The sequence below is a fragment of the candidate division WOR-3 bacterium genome (assembly GCA_039801725.1).
Classification (GTDB): domain Bacteria; phylum Hydrothermota; class Tepidihabitantia; order Tepidihabitantales; family DTDR01; genus DTDR01.
Window position 1 is genome coordinate 43,091 of sequence record JBDRVE010000005.1, and the last position, 26,495, is coordinate 69,585.

Sequence of the window (26,495 nt, forward strand, 5' to 3'; positions counted from 1 at the left end):
ATCAATAATTTTATTAAAATTTTAAATATGTCGGAGAATGAAAAACACCAAATAAATATTGAAATTGGTGAGAAAGAAGCAGAAGGGGTTTACAGCAATTTTTTCTTAATTGCCCATTCGCCTCATGAATTTATTATTGATTTTGCTCGAATGCTTCCGGGATTACCAAAGGCAAAAGTTTTTGCCCGAGTGATTTTGACGCCGGCTCACGCGAAATTATTACTCTCTGCTTTAGAGGAGAATATTAAAAAATACGAAAGCCAATTTGGTGAAATCAAACAGCATAGGCAAGAGAAAAAACCTTTTGGATTTTAAAAATCAGCCAGTTATTGTTAAAGCGGTTGAATTAGCCCGAGAAATTAATATTAAAATTTTTTTAGTAGGAGGACCTTTAAGAGATATTTTTTTGAAGAAGAAAGTGATTGATTTTGATTTTGCAATTAATGGTGATGTGAAGAAATTTGGCAAAATGTTAGCCGAAAGATTAAAAGGCGAGTTTGTTTTCCATCCTCAATTTTTAACGGGAAAAATAATTTATAATTCTAATTGTTTAGATATTGCTCATTTAAGAGATGAGATTTATGAAAGACCAGGCGCTTTGCCAAAGGTGATTCCTGTAGACGATATTTTTGTTGATTTAAAAAGAAGAGATTTTACAATAAATGCTTTTGCTTATGATTTATTGGAAGATAAAATCATTGATCCCTTTTTTGGTATCAATGATTTAAAAGCTAAAATAATAAGAGTTTTACATGAAAAAAGTTTTGTTGATGACCCAACAAGAATTTTTCGAGCAATAAGGTTCGCTAAGCGATTTAATTTTCAAATTGAGAGAAAAACGTTAAATTTATTAAAAAAAGCGGTTAAAGAAAGTTATCTGAATGTTGTTTCTTATCAAAGAATTTTTCACGAATTAAATTTAATTCTCAAAGAAAAAAAATTTGATAAAATGATTCTTTCCCTTTCGCAGTTAGGCATTCTAAAAAAAATTTTTGGGAAATCTTTAAGTTACCAGGAGATTAAAGAATTGAAAAAATTAAAGAATTTTAAAATACCGATAGAATGGATTTTTATTTATTTTCTCCATCTTTTAAATTTTGAAGAACTGAAAATATTAAAAAAAGAAGAAATGAAAGTTATTAAAGAACTAAATTATTTTAAACAGATAAAGAGAAGGTTATCAAAAACAAATAAGAACTCAAAAATTTATCAATTATTATCCTGGCTCTCTTCACCAACCTTAAAAATTATATATGCTTTGGAATCTTCCTTAAGAAAAAAAATCCAAATTTATAAAAAAATTAAAACCGTAGAACCTTTGATTGATGGAAAGGAATTAAAGAAATTGCTTGCGATCGGAACAATTAGGAATTTAAAAGAAAAGGATTTTTCTAAGGTTTTATTACATTTAAAATTAAAAAAGATCGATGGGAAATTGAAAAATAGAGAAGATGAAATTAGGGAGATTATAAAATGGACGCAAAAACATTAATTATTTCGGCACCAGCCATTCTTTTTGGTCTTTCTTTTCATGAGTTTATGCATGCTTATGTTGCTTATAGACTGGGCGATCCAACTGCCAAATTAGCTGGTCGTTTAACTTTGAACCCTTTAAAACATTTGGATCTTATCGGCACGATTGCTCTTTTCTTTTTTCGTATCGGTTGGGCAAAACCAGTTCCAATTAATCCTTATAATTTTGTTGATATCAAAAGAGGAGTAATTTTAACTTCCTTAGCCGGCCCGATGGCAAATTTTTTTTCCGCTATGGTTTTTGGTATTTTTTATCGGTTAATTAACCCCACTTCGCTTTTTTTAGATTTACTCCTCAGAAGTTTTGTTATTTATAATTTAATTCTTGCATTTTTTAATCTTTTGCCAATTCCGCCACTTGACGGTTCAAAAATTTTTATGTATATTTTACCTTATAAATATCGGGAACACTATATGGAAATAGAAGGCTATGGATTTTATATTCTTATTAGTTTAATTTTTCTTGGTTCTTTGATCGGTGTCCCAATCCTTTGGAGAGTTATTTCGCCTTTTATTAACTTTTTTTATCAAATTTTTACAGGAATGGAAATATGAAAAATAGTAATCGGAAAATCAATAAAGAAAAGAGACCTTATTTTATAACTGTTCTATTGTTTCTTTTTAGTTTGTATTTATTTTTGAGCATCCTCTCTTTCTATTTTTTTAATGGTAACATAAAAGAGAAAAATTTTTGTGGAGTTATTGGTTATTATTTTTCGGAATTTTTCTTAAAAATCTTTGGTCTTCTTTCTTTTCCAATAATTTTTATCCTTTTTCTTATAGGTTTTGCAATTTCTTTTAGAAGAAGGGAATATAGAAATAGATTGATAAAAATTATAATATTTACCTTTATTTTTAGTTTAATTGTTCTTCAATATTTCACTTTAACTTTGGGAAGAATAGATTATTATCTTTCGGGAATAAATTGGGAACTTAGCAACATTTTGGTAAGTCTTTTTGGAGTAGTTGGAAGTTACATTTTAATTTTGGGAATTTTTTTAATTCTCATAATTATGTTAACCGGTGAAAAGTTTCTGTCTTATTCAAAATTCCTTATTTCTCAATTTATCAGATTGATCAGGTTAATCTTTAAAAAGATTAAAATTAAAAGAGTTTCTGTTGTAAAGAAAGAAAATTTAAAAATAAAGGAAACTGAAATTTCGAAGATAAAAGAAAGCGAAAAGGTTATGATAGAAGAAACATCAGTAAAGAAAGAAGATAAAATTTTAAAAGAGCGGAAAAGGGAAAAGATAATTATAAAAGACGAATTCCAAAGAGAGTTTTTATCACTGCTAGCATCGCCAAAGGAAGAACAGGGAAAGAATGAAAAAGAATTGAAGGAAGAAGCAGAAATTTTGTTAAACAAATTAAAGGAATTTGGAATTACGGGGAATATTGTTTCTTATGTTACCGGACCGGTGATTACCCGTTTTGAATTTCAACCGGCACCGGGAATAAAAATTCAAAAAATTGAAAGTCTGGCCGATGATTTGGCTCTTTCTTTGAAGGCAGAAAGAATAAGAATTCTCGCTCCTATTCCTGGAAAATCGGCAGTAGGTATTGAAATTCCTAATAAGAAAAGAAGAACTGTATATTTAAAAGAAGTATTATCTTCCCAAGGTTTTCAAGAATCTGTGAGTGCTTTAACTTTTGCTTTAGGGGAGACTATTACTGGTGAACCTTATTTTGCTGATTTAAGAGAGATGCCCCATATTCTGATTGCTGGGACAACTGGTTCAGGCAAAAGTGTGTGTATTAATTGTATAATTTCTTCTATTATCTTTAACTCTGATTATCATGATGTCCGATTTTTAACAATAGATCCTAAACAATTAGAATTACCAATTTATGATCCGATTCCTCACCTTCTTTCACCAACTACTACTGATCCTAAAATGGCGCTTGAACAACTAGACCGAGTAATTTTAATTATGGAAGAAAGATACGGTGAGTTTGCTCGTTTGGGAGTTAGAGATATTGAAGGTTTTAATCAAAAAGCCGAGGAACTTTCTTTACCTAAAAAACCTTATATTGTGGTGATAATTGATGAGTTAGCTGATTTAATGTTACGGGCACCAGTAGAAATTGAACAGAAAATTACGCGATTAGCCCAAATGTCAAGGGCGGTAGGAATTCATTTAATTTTGGCAACCCAAAGGCCTTCAGTGGATGTGATTACCGGGTTAATAAAAGCTAATTTCCCTTGCCGGATCGCTTTCCAGGTAGCCTCAAAAACCGATTCACGAACAATTTTAGATATGAACGGTGCCGAAAGTTTGTTGGGAAAAGGAGATATGCTTTTTTTGCCACCAGGAAAGGGAGATCCGATAAGATTGCACGGCGCTTTTCTTTCGGCCGAGGAGGCTAAAAAAATAGTTAACTTATGGACAAGAAGATATTTAGAAGAATTACTTTCACCTTTTTTTGATAATCCTGAAGAAAAAGCAGAGGAAATTATTAGGAAAGAAGCCTTGGATATTTTAATAAACAAAGAAAAGGCAAGTATTGAAGAAGAAAGAAAAAAATTAGAAAAAATTGTGGGAGAAGAAGTATTAGAAAAATTGTTAGAAATTCCTTATCACCAACCATTACCCGAAGAAGAGGCGATTGAAAAGAAAAAAGAAAAAAAATTGGCCGGAAGATTACGCGAATTGGATGAGTTGTTCTTTGAGGCAGCAAAAATTGTGTTTATGGCTCGCGAAGCCTCTGTTTCTATGTTACAGAGAAAGTTGGATATTGGTTGGGCAAGAGCGGGGAGAATTATTGACCAGTTGGAACAGGCGGGCATTGTTGGACCTTTTGTTGGTTCAAAATCAAGAAGGGTGTTAGTAGAGACCGAAGAAGAATTAAATAAAATTTTAAATTCTTTAAGGAATAGTCTAAAATGAGAAGAGAAATAATGAATGAAATTATTAGAAAAATTCTCTTAATTGTGCCGACGAAAAATTTAGCAACCGTTAAAGACTTTATTGACGATTTGCCACAAGCAAAAATTACTATGGAAACCCCTAAGAAATTTCAGGTTAATGAGTTTATCATTGGTTTTTACCAATATGAAGACATTATTACTAAAGAAAAATTATTAGAAATTTGGATTAACTATCCCAATGAACCAATAGGTTATGTTCGTTTAGATCCTGATTGGAAAGAAGGTTTAAAAGAAAAAGAGGAACATCGCTGGGAGATCACCCGTGCCTATATCCGGCCGAAATTTCGTGGCCAAGGTTTTTCTCGGCTATTATGCGAAATAGGTATTGAGTTAGCGAAAGCTAATAATGCCTATTCGGTAGTTGGTTATCCGCGGCACGTAGCAATGTTGATTACCTTTTTGGACTATGGTTTTAAAACCCAAGCCGGTACAATTGATGTTACTTTGCATCGAATATTACGACAAGGAAGAAAATGGTATCCCCACGATCCTTCGCAAAGAAGACTTTATTATGCTTCAGAATTTCGTCCCTTTATTCAAGAAGGCAGTTTTATAATGGAAAAAGTATTAAGAAAGAAGAAGTGGTGGCAATTTTTGTTTGAGAAAATTTAAAGATTTTTTTGACATTCCGGACAATGGGGAGCGATAGGGATTGATAATATTAAAGTATCATAAATTAAAGGAAGAATGTTTATTTGAGATGTATAATATTCTTGGGATGCTTCTTCTTTATTTATTTCTTTTTCTAATGGGAGGCGCTCTTTTTTAAACTCCTTTAAATATACACAATAAACTTTCTCATTAAGGTTTAAAGTAAATTCTTTACTGCATAAGGCGCAAATAAGATTAATAGCAAATAGCATATTTCCATCGGCAATCACTTTGTCGCCGCTTTTAAAAAGATTAAGATTCAATTTTATTGTTGGACCAAAACCTAAAAAACAGGCAAGATAGATTAACATTTTTTTATTTTTCGTTCTTTTTAAATTTGGTTTTTCACCCTCGTAATAAGAAAGAACTTCATTCGGTGAAAATTCCATTTCAATTTTGTTATCTCCTTCTTTTAAATTACCAACAATAAAAATAAATCTCTTATCAACTTTTTTCATTTTATCTCTTTCAATAATTTTTCAATTATATAATCAGCCGTAATACCATCGGCTTCAGCCGCAAAGTTTAAGACAATTCGGTGTCTTAATACTAAGGGTGCCATTTCTTTAATATCGTCAATAGTCGGTGTTGGTCGGCCATCTAAAATTGCTTTTCCTTTTGCTCCCAACACAAGATATTGAGATGCCCGAACCGAAGCCCCCCAACTTACATAATCTTTAATAATTTTATAACTATTTTCTTGGGGTCTTGTTGCCCTTACTAATCCAACCGCATAATCTAAAATTTCTTCCGCAACCGGAACTTTTCTTAAAAGAGATTGTAGTTCTAATATTTCTTTAGCCGAAAGTATCGGTTTAATCTGGGGATTATAAGCCGAAGTGGTTGTTTTTACAATCTCTTTTTCTTCTTCTTTTGATGGATAAGTGATATTTATAGAAAACATAAATCTATCTAATTGGGCTTCGGGTAAAGGATAAGTTCCTTCCATTTCGATTGGATTTTGAGTAGCTAAAACTAAAAAAGGTTGGGGCAAGGGATAAGTCTCGTTACCAACAGTTACTTTATATTCTTGCATTGCTTGTAATAAAGCAGCTTGGGTTTTTGGCGGTGTTCGGTTTATTTCGTCAGCAAGAATAATATTAGCAAATATTGGACCTTTGACAAAGCGAAATTCCCTTTTACCTGTTGCCTTATCTTCCTCAATTATCTCTGTTCCCGTTATATCAGAAGGCATCAAATCGGGTGTAAATTGAATTCTCTTAAAAGAAAGATTTAACACCTGCGCTAATGTATTTACAATTAGAGTTTTGGCTAATCCCGGAACACCAATAATTAAAGCATGACCGTTAGCAATCAGAGTAATTAAAATTTTTTCTATTACCTCTTCTTGACCAACAATAACTTTTTTTAACTCATTCTCTATCGCCCTTTTTGCCTCTCTTAATTTTAAAATTATCTCTTCGCTTTCCATAATAAATTTTAAATAAATTGATAATAAAGTCAATTTTAATTAGAATAAAATTTGGTTGAATTAATTTTAAAAGTAATAATTATTAGTATTTCTGGTGCTTTAGCACCCGGACCTTTAACTGTCGCTACTGCCTCCTGGGGAGTAAAAAGAGGTTGGAAAGCCGGTTTAGAAATAAGTCTGGGGCATACTTTTGTTGAATTTCCGATAGTTTTATTGATTGGTTTGGGTTTAATGAATTTTCTGAAATCAGAAAAGTTTTATTTCTATTTAGGAATTTTGGGAAGTCTCTTTCTTTTTCTCTTTGGAATTTTAACTATTAAAGATGCACTTATTTATAAACCACCTTTAATTGTTAAAGAAAAATCCTCTCTCCCATTATTAACCGGTATCGCTTTATCCTTTTTCAATCCTTATTTTCTTATTTGGTGGTTAGGAATCGGAACACCGTTAATTTACGAGGCAATAAAAAAGAGCGGTTTTATTGGTCTTTCTGTTTTATATATCTTTCATGTTTCTTTAGATTATTTTTGGCTTATCTTTATTGCTACTTTATCTTCTTTTGCCAAAAAGAAAATTTATCGTTATCTTCTTTTTATTTTAGGGATTATAATAATTTACTTTGGTATTAAAATGCTTTTTATTTTATTCTGAAATATCAAAACCAAAAACTTTATGATTTTTCAATATTGATCTTTAATTATTATACTTTTAAATATTGGATACTATACTATCTCTTATACAGTACCCTTCTCAAAAGAAAATAAAGCCCTCCTGTTTTATTAATGTAGGTTTTAGAAAGTATATAAAAGGAATATTTATTTAGTTATTAAATAAAGAAAATCAAAAACTTTAAGCACCTCCAGTTTAGGTTTATTTTTCAACAACTCCTTCTTAACTAAAATTCCAAAATCTAATTCTCTTTTTATCCTATAATACCGGTATTTTAATTCCCAATAATCTAAGCCCATTATCTTTAAGTTATTCATACCATATTTGGATTTATTACCATAAATAATCATAATCTCTTCCTTTTTATCTATTCTCCCCATATATATAATACGGAAGAGTACCCTAAAAGGTTACCACTTTTTTTTATTTATCTAACATCTCTTAATGTCTATTCTTTCTTATTGACATTTAGAATAACTTTGTTATACTCAAAAGTTATGACTAAAAAGGAGGAAGTATGAAGAAGACATTACTTTTTTCTTTAATTGGTTTATTTTTAGTTTCTACCTTTTTCGGTTGCGGTGCGATGATCACGATGGGCGGTGGTGGTGTGCTTTATCAAGATACCAAAATGCCACTCCCTTATGCTAGTTATTATGCCCAAGGAACCGATTCTTACTCAAAAGTAGGCGAGGCTTCTTGTACTTCCATTTTAGGAATAATTGTTACCGGTGATGCGAGCATTAAAGCAGCAATGGAGAACGGAGGAATAAGAAAGATCCACCATATTGACTATCAAGTTACCAACATCTTAGGGATTATTGCCACATATAAAACAATCGTTTACGGCGAATAGTTAAATAAAAAGGAAGGGGGCGGTTTATTCCGCCCCCAATGTCTATAATGAGCATAATAATTTTGTCTTTTCTTTTTAATTTTTTTGATGCTAATAACCAATTTGGTTTAAAGGTTTTTCAATCGCTAATAAAAGAGAAACAAGTAAATACTTTTATTTCTCCTGTGAGTATTTTTGAAGCCTTATTGATGACCTATAATGGTGCTGATGGTAAGACAGCCGAAGCCTTTAAGAAATCTCTATTCTTAGAAGATTTAAAATTAGATAGTATTAATAAAATTAATCAGAAATTATTAAGAAATCTAAAAAAAGAAAAAGGTATTGAATTAAAAATTGCTAATGGTTTATTTGGTAGAAAAGGGATTAGATTTAAAAAGGATTTTTTAAAGATAAATAAAGATTATTATTATGCAGAAATAAGAAGTTTAGATTTTAATAATCCAAAAGCCATAAAAATAATTAATAATTGGGTTAAGGAAAATACTAAAGGAAAAGTAGAGAAAATAATTGATAAAATAGATGCAATGGCGGTTTTATATTTAATAAATGCGATTTATTTTAAAGGGTTATGGGAAGAGAAATTTGATAAGAAAAATAATTTTGAAGGTGATTTTAATTTAGTTGATGGAAGAAAAAAGAAAGTTTTATTTATGAGAAGAGATGGCGATTTTCTATATTATGAAAATGGAAAATTACAAGCAATTTATCTTCCTTATATTTCAAAAAAATTTGGTTTTTATATCTTTTTACCGAAAGAAGGATATTCTATTACTCAATTTATTAATGATTTAAATTATAATGATGTAAAAAACTATTTAAATTCTCTTTCTAAAAAAGAAGGCGAGATAATTTTACCGAAATTTAAAATTGAGTATGAGAAAAGTTTAAACGAGGTTTTAAAGGAACTTAATTTAAGTATTGCTTTCAATCCTTATGAGGCAGATTTCTCTAAAATGGCTAATGTAAAACCTTATAATCTATTTATTTCCGAAGTGAAACATAAAAGTTATTTAGATGTATCAGAAGAGGGGACCGAGGCAGCAGCAGTAACTTCCGTAGAGGTTGCCTTAACGGCAGTAAGAGAAAGATTTAAGATGTTATGTGATAGACCTTTCTTATTTTTAATTACTGAAAAAGAAAGTAATTTAATACTTTTTATTGGTGTTCTTTTTGAGCCCTAATTTTAAAAATTTATTTGATAGATTAAAATCCCTTCGTCCCTTGTGCCAACATAAATTTGATAATTTTTATCAACAAATACTGTCCGACAATCACTAAATTTTATCTCCGATAATATTTTTAAATAATCAGGTTCGCTAATAATTTTATAAACTTTTAAACCACCAGAACCACAGGCAGCAAATAATAATGAATCCTTTAAAAATAATTTTTTACAATAGCCACTTATTTCTCTCTCTTTTTTGAAAATTGGTCTTGAAGGGTCTTTTATATCAATAATACTTATTCCTCGACCATCAGCAACAAATAATAGCGAATCATTGCCAACTAAATCGCGGGCATTATTTGGTGTGTCAATTTTCGATAGAAAAGCAACGGTGTCTGCTAATTGATAAATATACACCCCTTCTTGTTCGCAAGCAAGAAAGATCAGATTATTAAAAGTGGCACATCCCCTTAAAGAGGAAGGAAAATAAATTTGGTTAATTAAATATAAAAAAGAGGTATCTTTTACATTTACTACTAAAAATTGTTTATCTGCGGCTACGACGACAATAGTATCATTTAAAATACTTAAATCATAAGCATAAGCAATAGGCCAAGATAAAGAATTTATTTCATAAATTGTATCAGGTAAAAAGTTGAGATTTAGAACACTTAGTTCCTTTTCTCCATAGGCTAAATAGAGAAGATTTCTTAAAGTATCAATTCCTAAACCGTAGAGAATATTTCTTCTATCAGAAAAAGATTTGATTTTGTCGTTTTCATTAAAAATCTCTAAACCAACTTGACTACCAGCAACCAAAAGATAATTATTATAAAAAAGAATATCATTAGGATAGCCTTCGGTCTTGAAAGATTTGAGGAAATTTAAAAATCTAATCCTAAATCTTCTTACCTCACTCCATTGGGAATAAATTGAATCTTTATCTAAATATCTCACTTTAAAGTAATAATTTCCTTCTTTTAATTCTTTTAATGTCAAACTATTTTCGGAGATAATGGTATCAATTATTGGTGTTTTAAAAGTATTGGTATCATCCAAGAGAAAATGGTAATTAATTGCATCGTTAATTTTTTCCCATTCCAAAATTATTGAAGAAAGGGGAGAAAAACTTTCATCAAAAGAAGGTTTAAAAATTTCTGGTGCTCTTTTTTCCCTTAAAGGATAGTGACAGAAAAGAAGGATAAGAAAAAGAAAATAAACTCTTTTCATAATTTACCCCCTTTGGTCAATTTTAAAGAAAAGATATTTTTTTGATAATTTTTAATATCCTCAAACTCTTCTTTATAAGGAATCTGACAAGTTCTTTTTTCAAAACTATACCCGAAAGTAATTGATAAATCTTTTTTAAGTTTTACTGGTATTTGAAAAGAGATAGAATATAGATAATCAACTCGGTTCTTATGGGTTAGATCAATTTTAGTTAAATAATTTCTTCTCTTTAATTCCAAAGTTAATATTAAATCAATAAATTCTCCTCTTCTTCTCAGTTTTAGTTCGTTACCGATTTGAAAATAAGAGATATCCGGTTCTTTTTCTTCTAATTTATTGATTGTCCAATTTCTTATTAAACTCAGATTATTAACTATTTGATAAATTACTTTTATATCTTTTTTATATCCGAAAGTGATAGAAAAAGAATTAGAATTGTAATATTTAAAATCTTCATTGTATAAGTCAATTTCGTTTTTTATTCCAATATTAAAATCTTCTAAATTAACTCTTAAAAAGAGAGAATGTTCGTTATAGAGACAAGGCTTTTGATAAAAATTGCGAAGATAATAATTGGGTAAAAAGGTATAACCAAAATTTAATTTAGAAAATTTTGTTGATATTTGATATTCTAAATAACTTTTCTTCCGATTTTGTAAAAAACCTTTGTATTCGGTTTGTAAAGCAAATAAAAGATTTTTTAGATAAAAATCTATTTTTAAACTGAAAGAGGTTATTAAATCGTCGGCAGTTTTATAATCTTTATCTTTTTTGCCTTTACTAAATAACTCCAAGTCTTTTTGAGAAAATTTGAAAATATTATCGTCATAAATAAAACCTTGTTGGAATTCAAAAGTATGGGCAAAGATAAAATTGGTTAATAAAAAAATAATAAGAAATTTAAAGTTTTCTTTTTTCATAAATTCTAATTTTACTTATTTTTTCATAAGGTTTAATATCAATTAAAATTTCTGCTTCTTCTTCATCAATATTTAAAAGAATTTTTTTTGTTGTATCCCTTAAAATAATTTCGCCATTTTTTATTATTTGATAACTTATATTAGTTTTTTCTTTTGTTAGAAATCGGATTTGAAATTGATTAGGACCGTTAAGTTTTATTTTTATTGGGGTTGTATCAATTTGAGAAATAACTTTTATTTCTTTAAATTCGCTCGGTTTTTTCAATTCTAATCTTATTGCTACTGTTTCTCTTTGGGCATCAAAAAGTAATAGTTGATATTCGTGGATTCCTGAAGGAACTTCCAAGTTGATTGAACGCCACTTTCCATAATGTCTTCCTTTTTTATCATAAGCCTGTTTTGAGATTTCAGTTGTAAAATGATAGATATATTCTTTATCATTGGTTTTTAAAAGGATTTTATAACTTCCGATATTGTGAAATTCTGGATGGTTTAAAGGTAAAAATAAAAGCCGGGTATAAATCTTTAAAATCTTTGGTCCTTTTACTTTGATTTTAATTGGTGTATCTTTTGTTAAAAGATAATATTCCTCTTCAATTGGTTTTAGAACCCGAATTTTAATAGTGGACGATTTTTTAACCTCTAAGGTTTCAGCAAAAATAAGAGCGAAAAATAAAAATATAAATATTAGAAATTTTTTCATACTCCCTCCTCATAAACTTCTTCTTTTTTTCTTGTTAAATAATATTCTAAATCATATTTGATAATCACATATAATAAGACAAGCAAAATAATCAAAAATAATGCTGTATAAAAAAGGGGATATCTTTTTTCGTAAAATAATCTACCTCTAAATAATTCTTCTTTAATTTCGTATTCTTCCTTTAAAATAAGAGGATTAGCAAAATGATAGAAAAAGGTTTTTTTATTTATTTCTTTAAAAGATAAATCATAAGAGATAGCAATAATTCCTTTGTAATGGCGGTTTTTTAATAAATCTCTTTTTAAGGAAATTTGTAGAGATTCATTTTCAGCAATAATTGGTTTTATATTATAATAATTAATCTTTTCTTTAATAAATTCTCTTGCTTCTTGAGATAATCCTTCGCCTAAATCGTTTTTTCCACCAAGCGAGGCATATTCACAAGTAAAGTCAAGGATTTTATTATCTTTAAGTATTTTTAAAATCTCTAAAAAGGTGAAATTTGGGTCATTAGCACCATAAGAGATTGAAGCCACTTGCAAGAAGACTATTGGTTTAATTTTTAAAATTTCTAATGCAGATAATAGGGAGATATTTAAAGCTGGGAAACTGCCATCTAAAAAAAGAATAACTGTATCATTTTCTTTCAATTTCTTATCTTTTAATACTTCAACAAATAGAGCAGCAAAATTTGGCGAAAGGGATGCTTGGGATAATGCTAAATTTGTTCTTTCATAAGTTAAAAGCGAATAAGGATGGAAAATCAAACCACTCTCTTTTGGGTCATTGATAATATCGATAGGAATCCCATAGTTTAACCTTGATTTTTTTACTATTTCCATTGCCTCTTTTGCTTTTTTTACCGCTTTAATCTTCTCTTCGTAATATTTGCTTTTTTCTTCTTTAACTGTGAAACTGAGGATAAGAAAGAGAATAACAGCCAACAGAGCGTAAATAATTATAATACTTTTTCCTACCTTACCAACTCTTTTTCTCATTTAAAAATAAAAACTTTTCCACTGTTAATTAAAATCAAAATAAGACGGGTAATCACACTACCTACCAAAGCAGTAGAAAAGGTTTCGATAATTCCTTGTCTTTGCGACCAATAGGCTAAGAGGCCAGGAATAACATAGCCAATAACTTCCCAATTTAACATTTGTTTTTGATAAGTTATTGGTGGAAATAGTTTAAATAGATAGCCAAAAAGATAACCTAAAATTACTGAAATTAAAAGCAATCTTCTTCCATAAAGGATTACATATTTAGAAAGGATAAGATTAATTAAATATACTAATAAGGCAATAAAAAAGGTTAAAATAATTTTAAAGGGATGATGAAGATTTAAAGCCAAATAGCCAGGTACGACAATTCCGCCAGCCGCTAAACCAATTGTTTCGGTCATAAAAAAACTTAGAAGCATTCCTAAACCAATACCTTCAATTATTACCATAAATTATAATCAATTTCTTTACCGTATTTTTGAAATTCTTTAACCAATCCTTCGCCGTAACCAACAATATTACCGGTAGCAAAAATTAACCATTTTTTGTTTTTACCTTTACTTTTTATAATCTCTGAGATTTGAGTAAAAACTTCTTTGGGTGCTTTTTTTTCTAAATCTAATATATTTTCTTTTTTTAGTTTTCTAATAAATGGTTTAGTTAAAAAACCAGTTGCCACATAATAATCAGCAATAAATTTACTATTAATTAAATCACCCAATTGTTCTGACCTTTCAATCCGATCTGCTCGACAGTTCATTAAAACAATTTTGTAATCGTAATTTATACTATTAAATTTATTCCAAAGATAAAAAATTGAATCTGGATCATTTGCCGCCATAGTGTTAACAAAATAAGCATAATTATCATCAATCTTTATCTCAAACACCCTTAAAACCCCTGGGTCGGGATTAATCCTTTTCATTCCCAAAAGGGCTTTATTTTTCTCACAACCTAAATATTCACATACTGCTAATGCTAAGGCGACATTTTCTTTATGTTCTAAATAAGAAAAACCTTTCATCATCTCATCATTTATACTATCTTTTTTTACATAAACTATTTTACAATTCCTTTCTTTCGCTTTCTCTTCAAATATCTTTAAATAATTTTCATCCTCAAAGATAAATAATACTCCATTTCTTGGGATTGTTCTTGCTAAATTTATTGCCACATCTTTTAAAGTAGGTCCCATAACATCCAAATGGTCATTTCTTACATTAGTAATAACCGTAATCTGGGGTTGAACAAGTTTCTCATTATAAATTGTTTGATATTCCGGAACTAATGCCATACATTCGGTAATGCTAAATTCTGGTTGTTCCTGAGATAACCTTTTAAAAATCTTTTTCTCTTCAATAATATTTGCTCTTCCTAATCTAATAATAGGAAATTCTTTATTATTAATTATCAATCTTGGTTTCGTACCAGTGGTTTTACAGGCAACTTTTTTATTATTTTCTAAAAGACCACCAGCAATTAATCGGCAAGTTGAAGATTTTCCTCTTGTACCATTAACTAAAATTCTTATTTTTATTTTTTCTAAGTTTCTTTGGTGAGTCTGATATTCCCAAAAAAGATAGAAAAGGAAAATAACCAGTAGAAAAAATAAAAAAATCATTGTTTAAATTATATCAAAAATTATGCCGTTTTTCAATTTTTTAAACTATTGATTTTTCAACAATCTTTTCTATAATTTATCAAAGGTGATTAAAAAATGGGAAAAATTTTTCTCACACTTAATTAATAGATGAATGAATAATTTTGTTAATGTTAATTTTTAAAGAAATAAAAACAAATTTTCCTGTTCCTTTAGCGGTTGGTAATTATTGGGTTTACAAGCACATTTTTTATTCCTATGATCCCCAAAATGATAGTATGGTTGAAGATAGTTCTTACGAAAAGGCATCAGTTTTAAGAAAAATAAATAAAATTAAGAATAAACAAGTGAATGGTTATCAAATAGCAGGTGGACCTTTACCAGGTATTTATTTTTATGAAGATGATTATCTGTGGTTGTATTCACAAGAGAAAAATTTTTATAAAACTTTTTCCAATAAAACCTAAATATCAGGATGAATGGGAGATGTACAGAACGGTTGAAAAGGCAGAAGAAGACTTAGATGGAGATGGAATAATTGATTCAACAGGTATTCTTTCAGTTGCCAAAATAATTAAAAAAGAAGAAAATTTATATGAAGTATTAATCTGGGAATATCAAAATTGGGAGTGGCATTCTCAAACAAAGGAATGGTTTGATTATACTTTTCCTGCCTGGGGAGGATTTACTGTTGAAATAGGAAAAGGAATAATTAAATATGAAGAACCAGTACGTAGGGGAATAGGAGATGAATGGATAATAAGAAAATATAAAATAAAAGATTGATTTTTGAAAATTCCTGTTTATAATTTCTACTTAAAAAGGAGGAAAGAATGAGAAGTTTATTAAAAGGTCTTTTAATTCTTACTTTAATTCTTATTATCTTTTGTCAAACAGGGGAAAAGAAATTGAAAATTGGGTTGATTGCTCCATTGACCGGTGATGTGAAGACGTTTGGTGAATCGGTAAAGAATGCCTTTTTATTGGCGATTGAAGAGGTTAATCAAAAAGGTGGCATTTTGGGCAAAAAGATTGAATATGTTATCTGCGATGATAAAAATGATCCAACGGAAGCAGCAAATGCGGCATATAAATTAATTAATCAAGATAAAGTAAACGCGATAATCGGCTCAGTGGCTTCTAAGGCATCAATTCCAGTTTCGGAGATCTGTGAACAAAGTAAGATTGTGATGATAACACCAACTTCTACCAATCCAAAGGTAACTGTAAAAGAAGATGGAACAAGAAAAAGATATATCTTTCGTGCCTGTTTTATTGATCCTTTTCAAGGAAAAGTAGCAGCCAGTTTTGCTTTAAACAATCTAAAGGCTAAAACCGCTGCTGTGCTTTATGATGTTGGTAACGATTATGTAAAAGGGCTTGCAGAATTCTTTAAAACTGCCTTTGAAGAAGGTGGTGGAAAAGTAGTACTTTTTGAATCTTATCAAAAAGATGATGTCGATTTTTCTGCCCTTTTAACAAAAGTAAAACAATCAAATCCTGATATACTCTTTTTACCTGATTATTATACGAAGGTTGGCTTGATTGCTAAGCAGGCAAGACAATTAGGTATAACTTCTACTTTGATGGGTGGTGATGGTTGGGATTCGCCGGAACTTTCCAAAATTGCTGGTGAGGCGATTGAAGGTGGTTATTTTACTAATCACTATTCACCGGAAGACCCAAGAATAGAAGTGCAAGAATGGGTAAAAAAATATCAAGAAAGATACGGCAAGGTACCAGATGCCTTAGCGACCCTTGCCTATGATGCCACAATTTTACTATTGACCGCAATTCAAAAGGCAAATTCTTTTGAACCGGAGAAGATAAGGGAAGCATTAAATGAGATAAAAGAGTTTAATACTGTTTCCGGTAAAATCGTCTTTGATGAGAATGGTAATCCGATAAAGGATGCAGTAATTATGCAGTATAAAAATGGTAAGGCTTGTTATGTGGCTACTATTCATCCTTAAAGAATGGCTGATATAACTTGGAGTGCCTTTGATAAAATTATTAACTCCTTTAATATTTCTTTAGACGAAGAGAAACTTGATAAATTAGTAAAGTATCATAAATTACTTATCAGTGAAAGGCAAAGGTTAAATTTATACTCTTTAAAGGATAACGAGAGATTAATTAAATACCATTTTGTTGATTCAGTAGTTGTTACTAAACTTCTACCCGAAAATAAAATTATTGCTGATTTAGGAAGTGGTGCGGGATTTCCGGGAATAATAATCAAAATCTTTCGGCCTGATTTAAAAGTTTATCTGATTGAGTCAAAACATAAAAAGGCAGTATTTTTAGAGAAAGTAATATTAGAGTTGGGTTTGGATGATTGTATTGTCCTTAATAAAAGGTTTGAAGAGATAACGAATATAAAATTTGATATTGTCGTTTCGAGATTAGTGGCTCCTTTGAAGAAGACTTTAAAATGGATTATGGGTTTAGATACTTTGAAACCCGATATGCTTATTTTGTATAAGAAGACCAAAGTAATCGAAAGAGAATTGAAAGAGAGTGAAAAACTTATTAAGAAAGCGGGTTATCAACCAAAGGATGTGGTAAAATTTCGCTATGAGCATATCCGTTTAGTAAGAAGTCTTTTGATCTTGGAGAAAACTGAAGAGATTCTATAATTTTTTAAACAACTGAATAAACTTTTCGGCAATAATCTCTGCGGAATTTTCTTTTACATATTTTTCTTGGGCAGAAATTATTTCTTTCCGATAATTCTCATCCTCAATTAATCTTATAACTTTTTCTTCCAAATCTTTTTTATCTTTATATTTTACCACCTCTTTATCCAAAAGTTCCACATAACGGGTATCAGGAAAGACAATCGGTGTTAAAGTTCCCAAAGTTTGGCAGACCGTGCTGGAAACAACAATGTCTTGTTGATCTTTTCTTTTAGGAATGAGATGGATATCAACTGCTAATAGATATTTAAATATCGTTTCATTGGGTGGGGCTCCTCTTCTTATTTCTAATACTTTGCTTTCCGGAAACCTTTCATCTTTATCTTTTGAAGACCGTAAAATTAAATATTTGATATTATATCTATCTTTTAGTTTCTCAACTAACCAAAAATAGTCTTCATATTCATTTAAAGGTTGGCGACCAAAGGTAAAGAAAACTATTTTATCTTTTTCAATATTTAGTTCTTCTCTTAATTTATATTTATCACCTTTGACAATTGGATAACAAGGATAAGGGATAATATAAATCTTTTCCTTGGGGTATTTGTCTAAAAGCATTTCTTGATAACGATAATCAAAGACAACAATGGCATCAAAATTTAGTTTAAAGAAATCGTCAGAAAACCATCTTAATGCAGCATCGTGGCAAACATATACTTTTTTTGCTTTTAATTGAGGAAATATTTTTAATAAAGTCTTTATTGGCAATAAATGAGAACCACCTTCAAAAACAATTACATCGAAATCGCCAAAGATTATTTCATCAATTTTTCCTTCGCCCCATCGTTCTTTTGGTTGTTCATAACCACGAATCACATAATCTTCATCAGGGTTTTCAATAACAACGTGATACCAATCGATTGCTGTTTCTAAATAGGGTGCTAAAACTTTTAATTCATATTTCTTTGCCCATTCTCTACCAATAAGTTCAGCATGCATACTAATACCACAAGTAGCATTCCAACGGGAGACTAATAAGATTTTCATAACTTTAAAAGTTCTTCCAAGATTAGAACCGCATTTGTTGCTGCACCCCTTCTTAAATTATCAGCAACAATGAAAAACCAGTATCTATTATTATCTATTCTTCTTATTCTTCCAATATAAACCAAGTCAGTTTCTCGAGCAATAATTGGCATCGGAATTTCTTCTTCTAATACTTTCAAATAATTCTCCTTCTTCAATTCTTCAATTATTTTCTCTTTTTCTATCTCCTTCTCAAATTCTACATATAAAGATATTGAATGGCAATGGGCAATCGGTACTCTGATAGTAGTAGCAGTAATATCCAAATTGGGATAAGATAAAATCTTTCTTGATTCATTAATAATCTTTAACTCTTCTTTACAATAACCATCTTCATTTATTTCACCAATAAAAGGTATTATATTATCAACAATCACAAAAGGGAAAGGCGAATCAGTTGCTTTTTGGATTTGGTCACCAATTGCCAAAAACTCTGCTTCATAATAATATTCTTCTAAGGCATCTTCACCAGCACCAGAAACCGATTGTAAACTTGATACAACTACTTTTTTAAATTCGCTTGCCCTTCTTAAAGGATGTAAAACCAAAACCAATTGGATTGTCGTACAATTGGGATTGGCAATCAAATTTTTGTGCTCCTTTAAGACCTCTTTATTAATCTCCGGAACACATAAGGGAACATCTTCACACAATCTAAAAATACTGGAATTATCAATCACAATTGCCTTCTCTCTTATTTGAGGAATAATCTCTTTCGTAATATTCTCTTCTAAGGAGGATAAGACATAGGTATTTTCACCAAGATAGTTAAAAACCTCTTTCAATTCCTTTACTTCTATCTCCTTATTATTTATTAGTATCTTTTCACCAGCACTTTCTTGTGAAGCAAAACCAAGGATTTCCGAAAATTCTAATTTTCTCTCTTGAATAATTTGGCAAATTTTTCTACCAACTAATCCAGTAATTCCTAAAATAATTAACCTCATATTTTTAAGAGACTACCTTCTTTTTTGATAAAGCAATTATTCCTTCAATAACTAACCAAACCATTAGACAAAAGACAATTAATCCGATAATAAAAAGCACCCAATTATGGGTTTTAAAATAGTTTTGGATATTATTTATCATTGCCCAACCAGTCATAAGGATTAAGAAGATTGTGGGAATTGCCGCAACCATTGGCTTTGTTTTTCTATATACTAAATATAAAGTTGCGACAACCAATGCCAGTCCAGCAAGTAATTGATTAATGGTACCAAAAAGCGGCCAGAGGATTAAAGCACCTTTTCCTCCTGGTTTTATCATTGCCAAACCAAAGGCAGAACCAACTGCCACTAAAGTGGCAATATGTTTATTGGTTAAGAAATTTATGCGGGTACTTTGGCCAAATTCCTGGACAATATATCTTTGGATTCTTGTCGCCGTATCAATTGTTGTACCAGCAAAAGAGACAATAAAAACACCCATTATTGTCATCATCAATTCCATCATATATTTGCTTTTACCAAAAATGTAACCCATCATATTTGCCGCACCAACAACAAAGGCTTTAATATTTGCTGCTAAACCACTTGCCGAAGACCAATCTTTATAATGATTAGCCCATTCCTTTATTCCGATATTTAGTCCTTTTCCTATTGCACCAAAACCAGCCGCAACTGCTAAAATAACAAGGGAAGCAAGAATTCCTTCAGCAATCATACCACCATAGCCGACTAATTTCGCATCGCTCTCTTTATCAATCTGTTTAGATGCTGTGCCAGAAACAACAAGAGAATGGAAGCCAGAGATTGCTCCGCAAGCAATCGTAACAAAGAGAAAAGGCCAGATTGGTGGCGCATCTTTTACTGAGAAATTAAAAGCGGGCGCAACAAAACCAAGATGTCCTGGGTCAGAAATAAAAGCAGCAACCGCACCAGCAAAAATTAATAAACCAGCAACCAACAATTCGTGAGAGTTGATATAATCCCTTGGTTGAAGTAATGTCTCAACAGGTAAAGTAGAGGCGATATAGCAATAAATCATTAAAATTACAATCCAAATAACAATCGCATTTGGACTCGGAATTTTTATAGGTATTAAGACACCGATCGCTACCGTAACATACATTGCCATAAGGGCAAACCAAGACCAGAGTTCTAAACTTTTACCTTTTTTAAAAACCATATAAGATAAAGTAAGAGCAATTGGTATTTCCATCCAGATAGGGAAAACCGAACTGGGATACATTTCAAATAGAATTCCCATTATCATTGCGAAGATGGCAATCACCACCCATAACTCAAAGAAGATTATTGACATAAAAAGATATTTTGCTCTTTTGCCAATAATTTGGGTAGTTATTTCGCCGATAGAAAGACCTTTATTTCTTAAAGATAAAACCAAAGAGGCAAAATCATGGACACCGCCTAAAAAGACTGCTCCCAAAACTATCCAAAGAAGCGCCGGTACCCAACCCCAAATTATTCCGATTGCCGGTCCAACAATCGGTCCTAAGCCAGCAATAGAAGTGAAATTATGTCCCCAGACTACCCAACGATTACTTGGCACATAATCAGTATCATCCCGTAAAATATGGGCAGGTGTTTTGTTATTATCGTCAAGTTTAAAAACCTTTTTCGCTAAAAATCTTCCGTAAAAATGATACATTAAAATAAACCAAACAACACTTATTAAAAATATTATAAATCCCATAGTTTAATTTATAATAAAAATTTTTAAAAAATCAATAGAAAAGAATAAGAGAGATAGAAATCCTTTAAGAAACTAAGAAAGTTTGATTTAAATTATTTCCCATCTCTTTAGCATCATTTTTAGATTATTAAAATCCTTCTCCTTAATAATAACTCTTTTTTAATAAAATTTCCGAATACATTTTAATATCTCAAATTAAAAATGATTTAAATTATATTTAAAAATTTCTTAAAAATTAACTCCAAGGTGCTCTCCAAGGCAGTATACTATATAGCCCCCTATCTAAAAGGCTAATTTTATTTAAGTTATTGATTTTATATCACTTATATAAAAGATTGACAAAATTAAAAGTTTCCATACAGGAAACTTTTTGTTCTAAGTAATTTAATATCAATAACTTACAAGAAGTGGCTAATTTCATAAAATTACTGAAGGCATAAGATATTGAAAGTAATAGATTATTAGAACTTATTTTTGAGCCAGGATAATGCTTTATATAATTCAAATTTATTACCAATTTCGTGTTCGCCTTCGGTTATCACTAATGTATCTTTGATATTATTTCTCTTAAAATATTCGTGGAGATTTATATTATGATAAAAGTTCCAGTCCCTTTTTCGGGTTATTAAATAAAATATATGTTTTTTTAGTTTATCAGGTTTAATAAGAGAGGACGGTAAAGAAGGAGCGCATACGGAAATAGCGCCCTTAAAGATTTCTGGATGTAAAAAATTAGAAAGTAATGCTTGGGCACCCATTCCAGAAAAGCCATAAATAAAAATCTTAGAAGTATCAACATAAGAATATTTTTTTATTAATTTTTGATAAGTTTTTAAAATATCCTTATCGTTTAAAAGGAAATCTCGGTGGTTTCTACTTTTATGGCAAGAGAACAAAATAAAGCCAAGACTTTCGGCAATAAAAATTAAGGAATCCAAATCTTCCTTTTTTGCACCTGTGCAACTTAAAACAAGTAAGGCAGGCAATTTCTTTTTTGTTCTCTTTTTCGGTATATAAAAACAATCGGTATCACTATCGCAATAAAAGATTTGGGAAATAGATAAAAGGAAAATAAGGAAAGGCATAGGAAATTATATAAGGAAAGAATTTAAAAGTCAAAATTTATTTTTCTTCTTTTTCTTCCTTTTCTAATACTTCTTTAATTTCATTAGCAATCTCTTCTATAGGTCTGTTTTCAATTTCAATATCATCTTTTATAATTTTAATTTTGTAATTTTTGTTATCTTTCTTATATTTCTTAATTATTATACATTTACTTTTATTTTTAAGGAATCGGAATGAAGCAAGAATGTAAATAAGGTCTATTTTATTTCTTTTAATAACTAATCCGCAACTATAAACAGTTTTTCGGTCTTCTTTTATGATAAAATAATCATCAATCTCGTCTAATAATCCTTCTTTTTTAAAAATATCACTATAACTAGGAGCATCGCTAAGGCCCTCAATTTGGTAATTTTGGGATAGGAGATTGTTTAATTTATCTTTTAAGGAGTTTCGAAAATTTTTAATATCTTCCAAAAATTTTCCCAGTGCTTCTTGAAGAATTTCGTAGTTTTGGATAACTAATCTACTTAATTCATTAAATTTAAAAATTTCTTTTTTCTCTTCTGCCATTTTAACCTCCTTTTTTATTTTGGTAAATTTCAAACCATCTCTTTTTCTTTAACATCTCTTCTCTTTTAGCAAAATTATTTCTTTCTTGAGCAAAATTAAACATCTGCTTTATAAATTGTCTAATTAAACTTTTTACATCATCATTTGCTTCTTTGTAGATTTCAACTAAAAGTTTACTAAGTTCCCACCAATCCATAAGTTTAAAACCAGCAGTTTCTATTTCCTTTTTCTTTTCTTCCATATTCTTATATTCCTTTGGGTCTAAACAAATTTTAAATTTATGTTCTTTCTTTTCATAGTTCAGGTCTTTTCCTAAGTCTTCTTTATATTTTCCTAACTGTTTGTCACCTGCCCCACCCCACAATTTCATTTCTACTGCACAATAAAAATTTTTCCCTTTAATTATAAAATCAATTCCCAACTTCTCTTTTTCTATTTCAATATCTTCAAATTCTAATTTAATATTTAAAAGATTATATTTTTCTTTCGCAATATGATATATAAAAGACTTTAGGAATTTATCACCTAATTGATGAGAATTCTTTGGTTCAAGTAACCAGACTAAAAAATCTCGATAAGTTCCTTCATTATCAAAACCCTCAAAGATATTTGTTTCCTGCTTTTCATTGTAAATTTCAAATAATTTTTTATCACTATCAGACCAATTTTCCACCTCTTTTATAATATATTCTTCTACTTTGTTTATAAAATTTCTAAAATGCTTTTCACTTTCCTTTTCTTTATCTTGAAGTATTTTATTAACTTTCTCTATAAAAATTTTAAAATCCCTTTCCTTGTTGGCTTTATCTTTTTGAATTGTTTCTTTTGCCTCTTTTATAAAATTTTTAAATTTTTCATATCTTTTATTTTTTTTATTATCAATAGAGTTTTCTATTTTTTTAATAAACTCAACAAATTCTTTCTCTTTTTTCTCTTTTTCTCTGTTAATAATTTTCTTTACCTCAGTTATAAAATTATTGAACTTTTGGATAGTTTTAATAGTCGAGGTTTTTTGAATCATATAAAATCGTTATTTATTATTATTATTTTATACTTCTTTTACCAAAACTTTATCTTCTTCGTTTGATGGAAAACAAATAAGATAGCCCTTTTTTAAATTAAATAGTTTTAAGTAGTATTTAAATTCTTCTAAATTTTCTTCTACTTCTTCTTTATCTTCGTAAGAAGATACTTGAGCAACTTCGCCATTAGGAAAAACAAAGTTAAAAGACAGATCGGCTACTTTATGGTTTTTATAACAAATAGGAAAAGTTGCCTTTGAATACTCAATTCCATTTAATCTCAATTCAACACCAATAGCGTTAGAAAAGATTTCCGAACCTTTCCCTTCTTTGGTTTCTCGATAAAGGAATTCCACACCAAAATATTCAAATACTTCGTTGGCTGCTCTTTTAAGTAACGAAGAGATTGGTTCGTTTGATTTCTTTGCTTGAGTAACCGAAGAGTTTATATTTCTTTTAGGTCTCTCAACCTCTTCTAAAATAATCTCGTCGCCAAAACTTAAAATTGCTCCTTTGTTGATATTTAAAGAAATCATATACACCTGTGCCTGTCTTCTGTGGGCATCAGAAATTTTCTTTACTTTTTTCAACTCCAAAACAATTTCTTCGCCACTTTTGTTACACCACAGAGGATTAAGTATTAAATCTGCCCTTCCTTCACCCACTTTGTAGCCTTTATAAATAATTTCAAAATTTCTCTGCCTTTCGTAAGGAATCTTTCTTATTCTCAATTCATGGGCTAATGCTTCTTCGTAAACTTTTTCCTCATATCCTTCGCCTAATACTTTTAAGACTTCTTCGGCTGCCTCTTTGACTTCTTTTAAATAATCCATAAGACCTCCTCTTAAATTTTTCTCAAATTCTATTTAAATTTTTCAAAAAAGTCAAGAAGGTAGAGATAAATTAAAGGCGGTATAGAATTTATAAAAGTTAATTAGGAAGTTTTATAATTACTTTTTTCCCTGACGGTGAGAAATAGACTCCAGATTTTAAATGTTGGAAAACAATTCTTCTGCCTACTATATTAAATTCTTTTCTCTCTTTTTCTTTTAAAGGAAGAATTTTATATTCTTTTTTTGTAATTAAATTTTGGTTCTTTAAATTTAATGTAAAATTAGAATAGGGAAGATAGAGCCAAAACTCATTTGTGTTATTACCAATAAAAGCAAAAAGACCTTGGGCAAAGTTGGAATAGGTTAAGGCACCGCCACCTCTTACCTTCTTTTGGGGCACTCCGTAAGGAACTCCGACATCTTCTAATATTTTCCATTGATTAGTAGCAGGGTTATAAAAAAAGAACTCTAAGGTGTTATTACCTTTTAAGGCATAAATTAATTTATTGTTATAATCATATGTACCGGCACTTCCTTCTTTTGCCTTTTTTGGTTTGCCACTTGAACCAATTAAGGGTAGATCTTCTTTTCTTATTACTTCACCATTTTTTATTTCATAAAACTCGTTGGTTTTACCACCAACTCTTAGGGCATAAATAGAACTTTCAGCATAAACAATCCAAGAACCGGTTCGCCATCTTTCAGCCGGTAAAGTTGGTGGATTACATATCTCAAATTTCTCAGTATAGATATTAAATCTTTGCCATTCATTATTGTTGGAACCACAAATAATGTAAATAAAAGAATCACCATCAAAAGCCATTGAACTTCCCCTTATTCTTTTAGAAAAATTAATCTCGTATTCTCTCCAAGAGTTATTTATCGGGTCATAACGGAAGAAATCTCTTGTATTATTTCCTTTGATAATGTAAAGATATCTTCCATCTGTACAAATTGAGGCTCCCTTTTTTACATTCTTTTTACTAACTCCTTCAGGTACTTCACTTATTTTTTCCCAACCGTCAGAATTTATATCATAACAGAATAAATCATTTGTGTTGTTGCCAATTAAAGCATAAATCTTATCTTCTAAGGCACATAAAGCACCACCACTTTTTACTTTTTTTAAAGAAGGAACATCTGTTTTTTTAATCCAGCCAGGCATTCTTTCTAAATAAATTGTAGTATCTTTTATATTAAAAGGTGATATTTCAATACTAAATTTTTTTGAATAATAGCCTTCTTTTAAAATCTCAATAGTATAAATTCCGGGTTTCAAAATTCTTCTTGCCCTGCCAAAGATTGGGTCAGTATATCTTGGCAAAATTGTTTCTGGTGGTGCATAGGCTTCCAAAACTCTTACCTCGGCTTTTAAAGGTTTATTAGTATTTAATTCTAATACTTTAATTGCCAAATGGGATTGTAAAACTCTTTTTAGTAGATATTGGACACCAATAAATACTCTTTCACAAATGGTATCAACCCTTTCTTCCGGTGGATAATAACCACGCCACATTTCACAGGTGAAGGCAAAGGTTCCAAAAGTATAATAGAGATAATTTCTTTCTAAACCACCTTCTTGGGCATTTCCATAAATACTTAAATAGGTTCCGTTATTGGCATCATTGACAATATTCAAAGCAAAAGTATCGCAAACAGCCTTAATATGTTGATGGTCGGGTGAAAAACTATTTCCCCAGCGCCAAGGATAATAAATTCTTTCGCCCATATGGGGGTCTTTATCTGAATGGAAAGAGACATTTAAAATAAATTTCTTTCTTAATGCTAAATCTCTTATTGCCCTTGCTTCTGGTTCGGAAAAAGGATAAGGTCCACGATAATAACGATTACTTGGTTCGTTTGAGCCTCCACGTTCAAATAGAAAATCATAATTTCTATTTAAATCAACACCATCATAATCTAAATCAATCCT

Annotated in this window: 29 protein-coding genes; 12 read left to right on the forward strand and 17 right to left on the reverse strand. The window is 30.0% G+C overall.

Translation table 11 applies throughout. The annotated features are described in order from the left end of the window. The first annotated feature begins 27 nt into the window (after window positions 1-27). Genes ABIK75_02000 through ABIK75_02020 form a run of 5 tightly spaced genes read left to right on the forward strand, consistent with a single transcriptional unit; the run spans window position 28 to window position 5,074 of the window. Window positions 28-315: a DUF3467 domain-containing protein gene (locus tag ABIK75_02000; protein ID MEO0089867.1), complete on the forward strand. Its 288-nt coding sequence runs from the start codon at window positions 28-30 to the stop codon at window positions 313-315. Next, window positions 305-1,492, forward strand: coding sequence for a hypothetical protein (locus tag ABIK75_02005; protein MEO0089868.1), 1,188 nt, complete (start codon window positions 305-307; stop codon window positions 1,490-1,492). The genes ABIK75_02000 and ABIK75_02005 overlap by 11 nt, the downstream gene beginning before the upstream one ends. Continuing rightward, complete coding sequence (locus ABIK75_02010) at window positions 1,474-2,088, forward strand: site-2 protease family protein (GenBank protein ID MEO0089869.1); 615 nt, start codon at window positions 1,474-1,476, stop codon at window positions 2,086-2,088. The genes ABIK75_02005 and ABIK75_02010 overlap by 19 nt, the downstream gene beginning before the upstream one ends. Next, window positions 2,085-4,421: a DNA translocase FtsK 4TM domain-containing protein gene (locus tag ABIK75_02015; GenBank protein ID MEO0089870.1), complete on the forward strand. Its 2,337-nt coding sequence runs from the start codon at window positions 2,085-2,087 to the stop codon at window positions 4,419-4,421. The genes ABIK75_02010 and ABIK75_02015 overlap by 4 nt, the downstream gene beginning before the upstream one ends. Continuing rightward, complete coding sequence (locus ABIK75_02020) at window positions 4,418-5,074, forward strand: GNAT family N-acetyltransferase (GenBank protein MEO0089871.1); 657 nt, start codon at window positions 4,418-4,420, stop codon at window positions 5,072-5,074. Before ABIK75_02015 ends, ABIK75_02020 begins: the two co-directional genes overlap by 4 nt. Here ABIK75_02020 and ABIK75_02025 read toward each other — a convergent pair. After that, the gene (locus tag ABIK75_02025; protein MEO0089872.1) at window positions 5,071-5,571 is read right to left on the reverse strand and encodes a YceD family protein; all 501 of its coding nucleotides are present in this window, start codon (window positions 5,569-5,571) and stop codon (window positions 5,071-5,073) included. The two genes, ABIK75_02020 and ABIK75_02025, sit on opposite strands and share 4 nt — an antisense overlap. Next, window positions 5,568-6,545, reverse strand: a complete 978-nt coding sequence (locus ABIK75_02030; GenBank protein MEO0089873.1) for a MoxR family ATPase — start codon at window positions 6,543-6,545, stop codon at window positions 5,568-5,570. Before ABIK75_02030 ends, ABIK75_02025 begins: the two co-directional genes overlap by 4 nt. 51 nt (window positions 6,546-6,596) lie before the next feature. Between ABIK75_02030 and ABIK75_02035 the strand changes: the two genes are divergently transcribed. Further along, a complete protein-coding gene (locus ABIK75_02035; GenBank protein ID MEO0089874.1) occupies window positions 6,597-7,196 on the forward strand; it encodes a LysE family transporter in 600 nt (199 codons plus the stop codon). 164 nt (window positions 7,197-7,360) lie between these two features. Here ABIK75_02035 and ABIK75_02040 read toward each other — a convergent pair whose 3' ends face one another. Continuing rightward, window positions 7,361-7,564: a hypothetical protein gene (locus tag ABIK75_02040; protein ID MEO0089875.1), complete on the reverse strand. Its 204-nt coding sequence runs from the start codon at window positions 7,562-7,564 to the stop codon at window positions 7,361-7,363. A 167-nt stretch (window positions 7,565-7,731) separates the two neighbouring features. Here ABIK75_02040 and ABIK75_02045 point away from each other — a divergent pair, with 167 nt between their 5' ends. Next, complete coding sequence (locus tag ABIK75_02045; GenBank protein MEO0089876.1) at window positions 7,732-8,070, forward strand: TRL-like family protein; 339 nt, start codon at window positions 7,732-7,734, stop codon at window positions 8,068-8,070. Between the two features lie 47 nt (window positions 8,071-8,117). After that, window positions 8,118-9,251 carry a serpin family protein gene (locus ABIK75_02050; protein ID MEO0089877.1) on the forward strand — a complete coding sequence of 378 codons (1,134 nt, stop codon included), beginning with the start codon at window positions 8,118-8,120 and terminating at the stop codon, window positions 9,249-9,251. A 2-nt stretch (window positions 9,252-9,253) separates the two neighbouring features. Here ABIK75_02050 and ABIK75_02055 read toward each other — a convergent pair whose 3' ends face one another. The 6 genes from ABIK75_02055 to pgsB are packed head-to-tail and all read right to left on the reverse strand — an operon-like array spanning window position 9,254 to window position 14,713. After that, the gene (locus tag ABIK75_02055) at window positions 9,254-10,465 is read right to left on the reverse strand and encodes a hypothetical protein (protein MEO0089878.1); all 1,212 of its coding nucleotides are present in this window, start codon (window positions 10,463-10,465) and stop codon (window positions 9,254-9,256) included. After that, the gene (locus tag ABIK75_02060) at window positions 10,462-11,385 is read right to left on the reverse strand and encodes a hypothetical protein (GenBank protein ID MEO0089879.1); all 924 of its coding nucleotides are present in this window, start codon (window positions 11,383-11,385) and stop codon (window positions 10,462-10,464) included. The genes ABIK75_02055 and ABIK75_02060 overlap by 4 nt, the downstream gene beginning before the upstream one ends. After that, window positions 11,366-12,088, reverse strand: coding sequence for a hypothetical protein (locus ABIK75_02065; GenBank protein ID MEO0089880.1), 723 nt, complete (start codon window positions 12,086-12,088; stop codon window positions 11,366-11,368). Before ABIK75_02065 ends, ABIK75_02060 begins: the two co-directional genes overlap by 20 nt. After that, window positions 12,085-13,086, reverse strand: coding sequence for a poly-gamma-glutamate system protein (pgsW, locus tag ABIK75_02070; protein ID MEO0089881.1), 1,002 nt, complete (start codon window positions 13,084-13,086; stop codon window positions 12,085-12,087). Before pgsW ends, ABIK75_02065 begins: the two co-directional genes overlap by 4 nt. After that, on the reverse strand, window positions 13,083-13,541 hold the full coding sequence (gene pgsC, locus ABIK75_02075) for a poly-gamma-glutamate biosynthesis protein PgsC (protein ID MEO0089882.1): 459 nt from the start codon (window positions 13,539-13,541) through the stop codon (window positions 13,083-13,085). Before pgsC ends, pgsW begins: the two co-directional genes overlap by 4 nt. Continuing rightward, on the reverse strand, window positions 13,535-14,713 hold the full coding sequence (pgsB, locus tag ABIK75_02080) for a poly-gamma-glutamate synthase PgsB (protein MEO0089883.1): 1,179 nt from the start codon (window positions 14,711-14,713) through the stop codon (window positions 13,535-13,537). The genes pgsC and pgsB overlap by 7 nt, the downstream gene beginning before the upstream one ends. Window positions 14,714-14,862: 149 nt before the next feature. Between pgsB and ABIK75_02085 the strand changes: the two genes are divergently transcribed. The 4 genes from ABIK75_02085 to rsmG are packed head-to-tail and all read left to right on the forward strand — an operon-like array spanning window position 14,863 to window position 17,331. Continuing rightward, window positions 14,863-15,159: a hypothetical protein gene (locus ABIK75_02085; protein ID MEO0089884.1), complete on the forward strand. Its 297-nt coding sequence runs from the start codon at window positions 14,863-14,865 to the stop codon at window positions 15,157-15,159. Between the two features lie 19 nt (window positions 15,160-15,178). Next, on the forward strand, window positions 15,179-15,478 hold the full coding sequence (locus ABIK75_02090) for a hypothetical protein (GenBank protein ID MEO0089885.1): 300 nt from the start codon (window positions 15,179-15,181) through the stop codon (window positions 15,476-15,478). 47 nt (window positions 15,479-15,525) lie between these two features. After that, window positions 15,526-16,665, forward strand: a complete 1,140-nt coding sequence (locus tag ABIK75_02095) for an ABC transporter substrate-binding protein (GenBank protein ID MEO0089886.1) — start codon at window positions 15,526-15,528, stop codon at window positions 16,663-16,665. A 3-nt stretch (window positions 16,666-16,668) separates the two neighbouring features. Further along, window positions 16,669-17,331 carry a 16S rRNA (guanine(527)-N(7))-methyltransferase RsmG gene (rsmG, locus tag ABIK75_02100; GenBank protein ID MEO0089887.1) on the forward strand — a complete coding sequence of 221 codons (663 nt, stop codon included), beginning with the start codon at window positions 16,669-16,671 and terminating at the stop codon, window positions 17,329-17,331. Here rsmG and ABIK75_02105 read toward each other — a convergent pair. The 8 genes from ABIK75_02105 to ABIK75_02140 all read right to left on the reverse strand — a co-directional run. Further along, window positions 17,326-18,378: a glycosyltransferase family 1 protein gene (locus ABIK75_02105; protein ID MEO0089888.1), complete on the reverse strand. Its 1,053-nt coding sequence runs from the start codon at window positions 18,376-18,378 to the stop codon at window positions 17,326-17,328. The genes rsmG and ABIK75_02105 overlap by 6 nt on opposite strands. Then, window positions 18,375-19,364, reverse strand: a complete 990-nt coding sequence (locus tag ABIK75_02110) for an aspartate-semialdehyde dehydrogenase (protein MEO0089889.1) — start codon at window positions 19,362-19,364, stop codon at window positions 18,375-18,377. Before ABIK75_02110 ends, ABIK75_02105 begins: the two co-directional genes overlap by 4 nt. Window positions 19,365-19,368: 4 nt before the next feature. Continuing rightward, window positions 19,369-21,072, reverse strand: a complete 1,704-nt coding sequence (locus ABIK75_02115) for a carbon starvation protein A (GenBank protein ID MEO0089890.1) — start codon at window positions 21,070-21,072, stop codon at window positions 19,369-19,371. A gap of 461 nt (window positions 21,073-21,533) precedes the next feature. Further along, window positions 21,534-22,157, reverse strand: coding sequence for a prolyl oligopeptidase family serine peptidase (locus tag ABIK75_02120; protein MEO0089891.1), 624 nt, complete (start codon window positions 22,155-22,157; stop codon window positions 21,534-21,536). A 37-nt stretch (window positions 22,158-22,194) separates the two neighbouring features. Continuing rightward, window positions 22,195-22,707 carry a hypothetical protein gene (locus ABIK75_02125; protein MEO0089892.1) on the reverse strand — a complete coding sequence of 171 codons (513 nt, stop codon included), beginning with the start codon at window positions 22,705-22,707 and terminating at the stop codon, window positions 22,195-22,197. A 1-nt stretch (window position 22,708) separates the two neighbouring features. Next, window positions 22,709-23,728, reverse strand: a complete 1,020-nt coding sequence (locus ABIK75_02130) for a PD-(D/E)XK nuclease family protein (GenBank protein ID MEO0089893.1) — start codon at window positions 23,726-23,728, stop codon at window positions 22,709-22,711. A gap of 27 nt (window positions 23,729-23,755) precedes the next feature. After that, window positions 23,756-24,562 carry a GxxExxY protein gene (locus ABIK75_02135; protein ID MEO0089894.1) on the reverse strand — a complete coding sequence of 269 codons (807 nt, stop codon included), beginning with the start codon at window positions 24,560-24,562 and terminating at the stop codon, window positions 23,756-23,758. Window positions 24,563-24,659: 97 nt separating this feature from the next. Beyond that, on the reverse strand, window positions 24,660-26,495 hold a 1,836-nt coding region (locus ABIK75_02140), incomplete at its 5' end, for a M14 family zinc carboxypeptidase (protein ID MEO0089895.1).